The organism is Magnetospirillum sp. UT-4 (assembly GCF_902729435.1).
Taxonomy (GTDB): Bacteria; Pseudomonadota; Alphaproteobacteria; order Rhodospirillales; family Magnetospirillaceae; genus Magnetospirillum.
In genome coordinates, this window is sequence record NZ_LR746523.1 from 87,267 (window position 1) to 96,206 (window position 8,940).

The following is an 8,940-nucleotide window of genomic DNA, read 5'->3' on the forward strand; positions in this document are numbered from 1 at the left end:
GCCCATTTGTGCCCCCCTCTGTCCTTGGAACCTGAAAGATTCACCCGTGCACGGGGCGCGGGCTTACATCGTCGGTGGGCACGCGCGAACGTGCCGCTTTCCAGAGATTCATCCCCCCGCGGTCCGTTTGCCTGAGAGTTTCCAGGGGCGGTTGCTCCTTCGGCGCCGCTGGCCCCAACCACAAGATGTTGGGGTGCGGACTCTCCCGACGGGGATCATCTGTGACGCGAAGTTTATCCGCCCCCGCCGGAGAGTCAACCGGAGTCAATCGTTCCCGAGGATGGTGCCGATCATTTCCGTCGTTCCCGCGCCGGCGGGAACCCAAAGTCACGGACAGGCTGGCGGTGCACGCGTGGGTCCCCGCCTGCGCGGGGACGACGGTTCAGATAATCTACTTCCGCCCGGCGCGGTTGCGCTCGATTTCCTCGGCCGTGGCCTGGAAACCCAGGTAGATTTCGTACTTCTGGATGACGTCCTTGTCCTTGACCGGGATGCGCATCATCACCGTCTCGTCGGTGTGGTTCAGGTAGTTGTTGCCCTCGGGGAATTCCACCTGGATGGGGAACACCGCCTTGGCCGCAGGCGAGGGGTAGAACAGCGGGATGGCGGCGAAGTACGAGAACTCGGCCTTGCGGTCGCCATCGGCGGGGCCGCGCTTGACGGTGAAGCTGACCTGCAGGTCCACCACCGCGCCCTTTTCGTCATAGGTGCAGCCGCCGGTGAAGCCCTGGATCTCGGCCTCGAACTCGATGTCGGTGAGGTCGCGGCCCTTGCCGTCACGGAAATGGGTGAGCTGGCCGGCGTCGCCCAGGACGTAGATGGGCGGGCAGGGCGGCGGCTCCTTCTTCTGAAGGATCGAGCACGAGGCGAGCACCGGGGCCAGGGCCAGGGCGGCGACGAAGGGGCGGAGCGAGGCGGTCATGGAGATCCCGGATGAATGCCGTTGAGGCCAGGGGCGATCCGTGGCACTTGTCGGGCGGGATTCTAGAGAAGCCGGTGGGCCGGCACAAGGCGGGACGATCATGGACAAGGCGAAGCTGACCATCGTGCTGGCGGCACCGCGCGGCTTCTGTGCCGGCGTCGATCGCGCCATCCTGATCGTCGAGGCGGCCCTGGCCAAGTACGGCCGCCCGGTCTATGTCCGCCACGAGATCGTCCACAACCGCTTCGTCGTCGATTCGCTGAAGGCCAAGGGCGCGGTGTTCGTGGACGAATTGTCCGAGGTTCCCGACCATGTCCCGGTGGTGTTCTCGGCCCACGGCGTGCCCAAGAGCGTGCCCGAAGAGGCCGCGGCGCGCGGCTTCGAGGTGCTCGACGCCACCTGCCCGCTGGTCACCAAGGTCCACCGCGAGGCCGAAATGCACCACCAGGCCGGCCGCCAGATCGTGATGATCGGCCACAAGGGCCATCCCGAGGTGATCGGCACCATGGGCCAGGTCCCCGACGGCGCGGTGCTGCTGGTGGAGACGGTCGAGGACGCCCGCACCGTGGCGCCGGCCGATCCCGGGCGCCTGGCCTACATCACCCAGACCACCTTGTCGGTGGACGATGCCGCCGCCGTCACCGAGGTGCTGAAGGCCCGCTTTCCCGCCATCGTCGGGCCGCGGCGCGAGGACATCTGCTATGCCACCACCAACCGCCAGACCGCGGTCAAGACCATCGCCCCCACCTGCGCCGCGGTGATGGTGATCGGCGCCCCCAATTCCTCCAATTCCAAGCGCCTGGTCGAGGTGGCGGCCCGCGCCGGCTGTCCCCGGGCCATCCTGGTCCAGCGCGCCGCCGACATCGACTGGGGCGCGCTGGCGGGGATCGCCCGCCTCGGCATCACCGCCGGCGCCTCGGCCCCGGACGTGCTGGTGGAGGAGGTGATCGCGGCGGCGCGCGAACGCTTCGCGGTGGACATCGAGGAAGTGCGGGTCACCGAAGAAACCGTGGCGTTCAAACTGCCGGCTCAACTAACGAGCTAGTTGGGGCGGGGTATCCGCAATGGACTTGCGTGGCCGTGCCATCTATCCTGTCCCTATCGCCGATCAGCTCGGCCCAGCCCAAGGCACACCATGAAGACGTGTTCCCCGGTGACCATCCTGATGGCGGATGACGATCCCGCCGATGTCCTGCTGACCCGCAAGGCGCTGGAGGAATGCCGGCTGCGCAACGACTTCCATCATGTCCGCGACGGCCGCGAGCTGATGGCCTATCTGCGCCGCGAGGGGAAGTTCACCGAGGCGACCAAGTCGCCGCGGCCCGGCCTGATCCTGCTCGACCTCAACATGCCCGGGATGGACGGCCGCGAGGCGCTGGCCGCCATCAAGGGCGATGCCGAGCTGCGCACCATCCCGGTGGTGGTGCTGACCACCTCGAAGGCCGATGAGGATGTGGCGGCGACCTACGAACTGGGCGCCAATTCCTACATCGCCAAGCCGGTCACCTTCGACGGCCTGGTCGACGTGGTGCGCACCCTCGACCATTACTGGTTCCAACTGGTGGCCCTGCCGGGCTAGGCGCTCGAAAGGGGCCTCCCGACCTTCCCCTCGCCCGCCTGCGGGAGAGGGGGGCGAGCGTCAGCGAGCCAGGGTGAGGGCGGCGCGTGTCCACGCGCCCATGACTTGGGAACACGAAGATTTTCGCTGGCGCGAAGCGCACCTGACGGCGCGCGCCCTCTCCCTCCCGGCCTGGCGGCCGGGTCCCTCCCTCTCCCGCGGGCGGGCGAGGGTGATTTGGCTGCTGCGGCCGCCTACAGCCGCGCCGCCAATATGCCGGCGATCTCGTCGTCGGTCAGCACCACCGGGTTGGTCTTCATGGAATTGCCGCCCGACGCCGCCACCACCCGGGGAATGTCGGCCGCTGTCATGCCGAAGGCCGACAGGCGCGGCATCTCCAGGTCCTCGACCCAGCGCTCCAGGGTGTCGTCCAGCATGAGCAGCCCGTCGCCCGAGCATACCCGCGCGTGCCCCATCAGCAGGGCGCCGACCTTGGCGTAGCGGGGAAGGGCGGGGCCGAAGGGATCGCGCTCGAACAGCGCCTCGACATTGGCGCGGGTGGCCTCGGCCAGCAGGGTGCCGCACACCACGCCATGGGGAATGGGGAAGAAGGCGCCCAGCGGCGAGGCCAGGCCGTGCACCGCCCCCAGACCGGTATGGGCCAGGCAGATGCCCGAGGCCAGAGCCGCGAAGGCCATGCGCGAGCGGCCCGAACGGGCCTCGTCGTCGTTGCCGTCCAACGCGGCTTCGCCGCTGCCATTGAGCGCCGCGAAGAAGCCCTGGGCCACCGCCTCCATGCCGGCCCAGGCCAGCGCGTCGGTGACCGGATTGGCGCCGGTCGAGGTGTAGGATTCCAGCAGCTGGGTGAAGGCGTCCATGCCGTTGGCGGCCATGACGGCGCGCGGGCAGCCCTCCAGCAGCAGCGGATCGACCAAGGCCAGCGCCGGCATCAGCAGGTCGTGGCGGAACGAGCGCTTGAAGCCGTCCGTGCCGATGCTGGAGATGACCGCGTTGCGGGTCGCCTCGCATCCCGTCCCGGCGGTGGTGGGAACCGCCACCACGGGTAGCGCCGGCCCATGGTAGGGAAGGCCGCGGCCGACGATTTCCAGATGGTCCAGCACCTTGGCGCCGGTGGGCAGCAGGCCGGCGACGGCCTTGGCGGCATCCAGCGCGCTGCCGCCGCCGATGCCCACCACCACCGCGATGCCGGCGCCTTGCAAGGCGGCGACGGCCCCGTCCACCAGCGCCGGTTCGGGCTCGCCCGGCACCGCCAGGGTCTCGACGCCGACGCCGGCCGCCGCCAGTCCGTCCATCAGCGGCCGCCAATGGGGGCCGCCCTGGAACGAGCGGGCGCCGGTGACGATCAGCACGCGGCGCCCCAGGGCGGCGATCTCGGCGGGCAGCCGGGCGAGGGAGCCCTCGCCGAAGACGATGCGCGGCAGGCGGGACAGGGCGAAGGCGGGAAGCGGCTGCACGGGCGTGTCTTTCAGCGTAAACTTATGTATATTAGCACACCATGATGACCGCTCCGAGGGGGAGAGCAAGACGATGTTGCCTGCACGACTGATCGCCATGGCGCTGTTCGCCCTGGTTCCGCTGGCGGCCGCGCCGGCCCACGCCCAGACCGCGCCGCCGCCGGCTGCCGCCCAGGCGGTCGAGCCGCCGCGCCACTCCGCCGAAGAGGTCGCCGCGTTCGTCAACGAGGCCGTCGAGTTCATGAAGAAGGTCGGGCCGGAAAAGGCCTTCGCCGCCTTCAACAACCCCAAGGGCAAGTGGATCGACGGCGATCTCTATATCTTCGTGTTCGACATGAAGGGCGTCTACAAGGCCACCGGCTACCGCCCCGAGCGCACCGGCACCGACGCCTGGAAGATGACCGACGCCGCCGGCCAGCTGGTGGTGCAGGAAATCGTCAAGCGGGCCAAGCGCCACGGCACCAGCACCGTCGACTACCTGTGGAAGAACCCGCTGACCGGCAAGCTGGAGAACAAGACCTCGTACGTGGTCCACAGCGGCGATTACGTGGTCGGCGCCGGCTACTACCACAAGTAGGTCGCAGCCCTATTCGACGCCCTTCTCGGCGCCGTAACGGTCCTTGATCGAGCGGATCAGGGAGCCGTTGGCGGCCATCCAGGCATCGAACTCGGCGATCACCTGCGGCGCGGTCGCCGAGGACAGCATGTAATGGTCGCGGGTGTGCGGCAGGCCGGGGTCGAACACCAGCGTGCCGGCCATGTTCAGCGTCGTCGCCAGCACGTGGTTGGCGACCGCGACGCTGACATAGGCGCCGTCCACGTGCCCCACCGCCGCCTGGCGCAGCAACAGCTCCATCCGGGGATTCTCCTTCAGCGTCACACTGCCGGACTTGACCCGGTCGAGCCAGGAATAGGGCGTGAAGCCGGCGACCGTGCCCAGGGTGCGGACGCCGTCGGCGCCGCGGCCGAGATTGGCGGTGCGCACCATCACCCCATCGATATAGGCGATCACCGGCTTGCTGTAGCTGACCGTCAATCCCTGCTTGGTCTCGGCCGACCAGAACGGGCTGTCGGGAAACTTGAGGTCGATGCCGCCCGCCGCCAACTCGGCGAACAGCCGCTTGATCGGCATCGGCCGATAGACCAGGCGATAGCCGCGGGCGGCGGCGAAGGCGTCCAGGATGTCGCGGGCGGCGCCCACGTACTCGCCCTCTCGCATGGCATAGAGGGGGAAATATTCCAGTTCCTCGACGCCGACCACCAGATCGCGCTCGGCGGCGCGGGCGCCCAGGCCGGTCAGCAGGACGGCAAGCAGAACGATGATGCGCAGCACAGCCCGTTTCCCCTAGCGTGGCGATTCTGAAGTTCGCATCGTAATGCGAACTTCAGAATCACCACACAATTCAGCACGTTAGTGGCCTGCTTATCCCAGAATTCCGCAATGCGAATTTCTGGGGCAGGACGCTAGGTTGTGAAAACAGCATACCAAGTGCTGTGTGTTTCCACCACTGGTGTTTATTCCGGCTTGCGGGCGGCCAAGGGCGTGACGGTGTCGCGCAGCTCGGTCCATACCAGGCCGAAATAGCCGGCACTGACCGCCAGGCCGAGGAACGAGACCAGGTACTGGACGACGCCGGCGGCGAAGGTGAAGGCCGGCCCGTCGGGCAGCTGGACGGCGACGTCGGCCCAGGCCAGGGTGACGAACAGGAACGGCAGGTTGACCAGCACGTAGCCCAGCCCGACCGCCAGGCCTCCGGCCGCCACCATCTCGGCCAGCGAGGCCTTGCCTTCGCCGCGCCGGGCCAGGGCCAGATGGGGCAGCAGCAGCAGCATCGGCCCGAACAGCAGCTGGAACAGCTGGGTGCCGGCGAAGGCCAGGGCGTGGGCATTGGCGACGCCCTCGAGGACGATCCCCAGCAGGGTCGCCACCGCCCCTTCGAAGCCCAGCATCAGCTGGTATGCGCCGGCCCAGGCGAAGGCGCGCCAGCCCAGCACCAGCACCACCGGGCCGGCCGGGCGTTCGCCGGTGGCCGCGAAGCGCTGCCAGGCATGGCCGAACAGGCCGACCGCAATGGCCGAGACCACCAGCGCGGCTATCTGGGAGCCTGGGAACGGCAGGCCGCGCCCGGCATGGGCGGCCAGGGCGAGGGCGAACCAGGGCGCGGCCAGGCGCAGCAGGGCGGCCGGCTCTGCGGCGGGCAGGCCGAAGGCCTTGACCACCTGGGGAGAGAAACGGGTGAGGCTCATGGGGGCTATTCGGGGTCCTTGGCCTGATGCTTCAGCTGGCGGCGCGCCTCGTGCAGCAGGTGGGCCAGCTTCTCGCGGACCTCGTGCGCCGAGACCTTGCCCTTGAGGTCGTGGGCGAGGCGGCGGATCACCGGCTCGTCGTCGTCGTGGCTGGACTCGTGGCTGTGGACCACGTCGTGGGCGTAGTCGTGCGCCGCCTGGCCGATCAGGCCGAGAAGCTCGGCCGCCCACATCCCGGCCATGCGGTTGCGCTGCGATTTGAGGTGGGGCTCCAGCGCCGCCTCGCCGTCGCCGTCGCCGGACTTGCGCTTACGATCGAACAGCATGGACACGCTCCCGCTAGGTCTGGACTCAATTCTACCCTGACCGCGGCCGCCGCGGAAGTGCCGCGGCCGCGCATCTCCCATGGTGCCGGCGATGGGCAATCGCGCGGGCTTCCCAAACCGTGCCCAATTCCCTATGTTCCGCCCAGATTTCGAAAGCCGCGAAGACCCATGACCAAGCTCGCCCACATCCGCAACTTCGCCATCATCGCCCATATCGACCACGGCAAGTCGACCCTGGCCGATCGCCTGATCCAGTCCTGCGGCGCCATCGAGGCGCGCGAGATGAAGGAACAGATCCTCGATTCCATGGACATCGAGCGCGAGCGCGGCATCACCATCAAGGCCCAGACCGTCCGCCTGGACTATACCGCCAAGGACGGCAAGACCTACCAGCTCAACCTGATGGACACGCCCGGTCACGTCGACTTCGCCTACGAGGTCAGCCGCTCGCTGGCCGCCTGCGAGGGCTCGCTGCTGGTGGTCGATGCCAGCCAGGGGGTCGAGGCGCAGACCCTGGCCAATGTCTACCACGCCCTGGATGCCGGCCACGAGGTGGTGCCGATCCTCAACAAGATCGACCTGCCGGCGGCCGAGCCCGAGCGCATCAAGCAGCAGATCGAGGACGTCATCGGCCTCGACACCACCGACGCGGTGATGATCTCGGCCAAGACCGGCATCGGCATCGGCGACGTGCTCGAGGCCCTGGTCACCCGCCTGCCGCCGCCCGAGGGCGAGGAGGGCGAGCCGCTGCAGGCCCTGCTGGTGGATTCGTGGTACGATTCCTATCTCGGCGTCATCATCCTGGTGCGGATCAAGAACGGCGTCCTGAAGAAGGGCCAGAAAATCCGCATGATGGCCTCGGGCGCCGCCTATCAGGTCGACAGCGTCGGCTATTTCACCCCCAAGCTGATCCAGTGCAACGAGCTGAAGCCGGGCGAGATGGGCTTCTTCACCGCCGGCATCAAGGCGGTGGCCGACACCAAGGTCGGCGACACCGTCACCGACGACAAGAAGCCGGCGGCGCAGCCCCTGCCCGGGTTCAAGCCCAGCGTGCCGGTGGTGTGGTGCGGCCTGTTCCCCATCGACGCCGCCGATTACGAGGATCTGCGCGACAGCCTCGCCAAGCTGCGCCTCAACGACGCCAGCTTCCAGTACGAGCCCGAGACCTCGGCGGCGCTGGGCTTCGGCTTCCGCTGCGGGTTCCTGGGGTTGCTGCACCTGGAGATCATCCAGGAACGGCTCGAGCGCGAGTTCAACCTCGACCTCATCACCACGGCGCCCAGCGTGGTCTACCGCGTCCATCTCACCAACGGCGAGATGATGGAGCTGCACAACCCCGCCGACATGCCCGATCCCGGCCGCATCGACCACATGGAAGAGCCCTGGATCAAGGCCACCATCATGGTGCCGGACGAGTATCTGGGGCCGGTGCTGACCCTGTGCACCGAACGGCGCGGCCAGCAGCTCGACCTCACCTATGCCGGCCAGCGGGCGATGGCGGTCTACAAGCTGCCGCTGAACGAGGTGGTGTTCGACTTCTACGACCGCCTGAAATCCATCAGCCGCGGCTATGCCAGCTTCGACTACGAGGTGGATTCCTACGCCATGAGCGAGCTGGTCAAGGTCTCGATCCTGGTCAACCAGGACCCCGTCGATGCGCTGTCCTTCGTCGTCCACAAGGCCAATGCCGAAAGCCGCGGCCGCGGCATCTGCCAGCGGCTCAAGGACCTGATCCCGCGCCAGATGTTCCAGATCGCCATCCAGGCGGCCATCGGCGGCCGCATCGTCGCCCGCGAGAGCATCAGCGCGCTCAGGAAGGACGTCACCGCCAAGTGCTATGGCGGCGACGCCACCCGCAAGCGCAAGTTGCTGGAGAAGCAGAAGGAAGGCAAGAAGCGCATGCGCCAGTTCGGCAAGGTGGAAATCCCGCAGAGCGCCTTCCTCGCCGCCCTCAAGATGGGCGACGACTAAAAGGGACTTGCGGCAGGAAAGGCGGCGTAAACTAGAAAGTGCCGCCGGTGCGGCGGAAGCGGAAGCGCTTGTTGCGCTTGCGGAAGGCCACCACCATGGCGGTGCCGGCCAGCCCCACCATCACCCAGGCCGGCAGGTCGAGCAGCATGCCCGAGGCGGTGGCCAGCAGCGACGGCGCAACGTCGGTGCCATCGGGGGCGCCGCCGGTCAGCAGGGTCAGCAGGTCGGCGGTGACGATGCCGGAATAATCGGCCGGACCCAGCGCCAGCACGGCGTCGGCCGACGCCATGACCACGGTCAGCGCGATGAGAAACCAGCCGAGGAAACGTCCGAACATCATGGTGAACCGGTGGGAAAGATGGCGATTTTCATAAACGCCCTAAGGTTTGCACCCTAGAGGGATAAATTTCAACGCTTTTCCGCGAGCGCCGCGGATTTCGC

At 67.9% G+C, this 8,940-nt stretch carries 10 protein-coding genes and 2 riboswitches; of the genes, 4 read left to right on the forward strand and 6 right to left on the reverse strand.

The window, feature by feature from the left end:
• Positions 1-16: 16 nt before the first annotated feature.
• Positions 17-106: riboswitch (glycine riboswitch) on the reverse strand.
• Positions 107-109: 3 nt separating this feature from the next.
• A riboswitch (glycine riboswitch) is annotated at positions 110-219 on the reverse strand.
• A 172-nt stretch (positions 220-391) separates the two neighbouring features.
• A complete protein-coding gene (locus MTBUT4_RS17720) occupies positions 392-922 on the reverse strand; it encodes a hypothetical protein (protein WP_173981033.1) in 531 nt (176 codons plus the stop codon).
• A gap of 100 nt (positions 923-1,022) precedes the next feature.
• On the opposite strand from MTBUT4_RS17720, the gene ispH reads away from it, so the two are divergent.
• Positions 1,023-1,967, forward strand: coding sequence for a 4-hydroxy-3-methylbut-2-enyl diphosphate reductase (gene ispH / locus MTBUT4_RS17725; RefSeq protein ID WP_173981034.1), 945 nt, complete (start codon positions 1,023-1,025; stop codon positions 1,965-1,967).
• Between the two features lie 90 nt (positions 1,968-2,057).
• Positions 2,058-2,501 carry a response regulator gene (locus tag MTBUT4_RS17730; protein ID WP_173981035.1) on the forward strand — a complete coding sequence of 148 codons (444 nt, stop codon included), beginning with the start codon at positions 2,058-2,060 and terminating at the stop codon, positions 2,499-2,501.
• A gap of 233 nt (positions 2,502-2,734) precedes the next feature.
• Here MTBUT4_RS17730 and MTBUT4_RS17735 read toward each other — a convergent pair whose 3' ends face one another.
• Complete coding sequence (locus MTBUT4_RS17735; protein ID WP_217424204.1) at positions 2,735-3,955, reverse strand: iron-containing alcohol dehydrogenase; 1,221 nt, start codon at positions 3,953-3,955, stop codon at positions 2,735-2,737.
• 73 nt (positions 3,956-4,028) lie between these two features.
• Here MTBUT4_RS17735 and MTBUT4_RS17740 point away from each other — a divergent pair, with 73 nt between their 5' ends.
• The gene (locus MTBUT4_RS17740) at positions 4,029-4,532 is read left to right on the forward strand and encodes a cache domain-containing protein (RefSeq protein WP_173981037.1); all 504 of its coding nucleotides are present in this window, start codon (positions 4,029-4,031) and stop codon (positions 4,530-4,532) included.
• A 9-nt stretch (positions 4,533-4,541) separates the two neighbouring features.
• On the opposite strand, the gene MTBUT4_RS17745 is transcribed toward MTBUT4_RS17740, so the two are convergent.
• The 3 genes from MTBUT4_RS17745 to MTBUT4_RS17755 form a co-directional block, all read right to left on the reverse strand.
• Positions 4,542-5,288, reverse strand: coding sequence for an ABC transporter substrate-binding protein (locus MTBUT4_RS17745; protein WP_173981038.1), 747 nt, complete (start codon positions 5,286-5,288; stop codon positions 4,542-4,544).
• Positions 5,289-5,470: 182 nt separating this feature from the next.
• Complete coding sequence (locus MTBUT4_RS17750; RefSeq protein WP_173981039.1) at positions 5,471-6,202, reverse strand: hypothetical protein; 732 nt, start codon at positions 6,200-6,202, stop codon at positions 5,471-5,473.
• Positions 6,203-6,207: 5 nt separating this feature from the next.
• Positions 6,208-6,528 carry an ATPase inhibitor subunit zeta gene (locus MTBUT4_RS17755; RefSeq protein ID WP_173981040.1) on the reverse strand — a complete coding sequence of 107 codons (321 nt, stop codon included), beginning with the start codon at positions 6,526-6,528 and terminating at the stop codon, positions 6,208-6,210.
• A gap of 168 nt (positions 6,529-6,696) precedes the next feature.
• Between MTBUT4_RS17755 and lepA the strand changes: the two genes are divergently transcribed.
• Entirely contained in the window at positions 6,697-8,499 is a 1,803-nt protein-coding gene (gene lepA, locus MTBUT4_RS17760; protein ID WP_173981041.1) for a translation elongation factor 4, read from the forward strand.
• A 31-nt stretch (positions 8,500-8,530) separates the two neighbouring features.
• Here lepA and MTBUT4_RS17765 read toward each other — a convergent pair whose 3' ends face one another.
• Positions 8,531-8,836, reverse strand: coding sequence for a hypothetical protein (locus tag MTBUT4_RS17765; protein WP_254434920.1), 306 nt, complete (start codon positions 8,834-8,836; stop codon positions 8,531-8,533).
• Positions 8,837-8,940 lie beyond the last annotated feature (104 nt).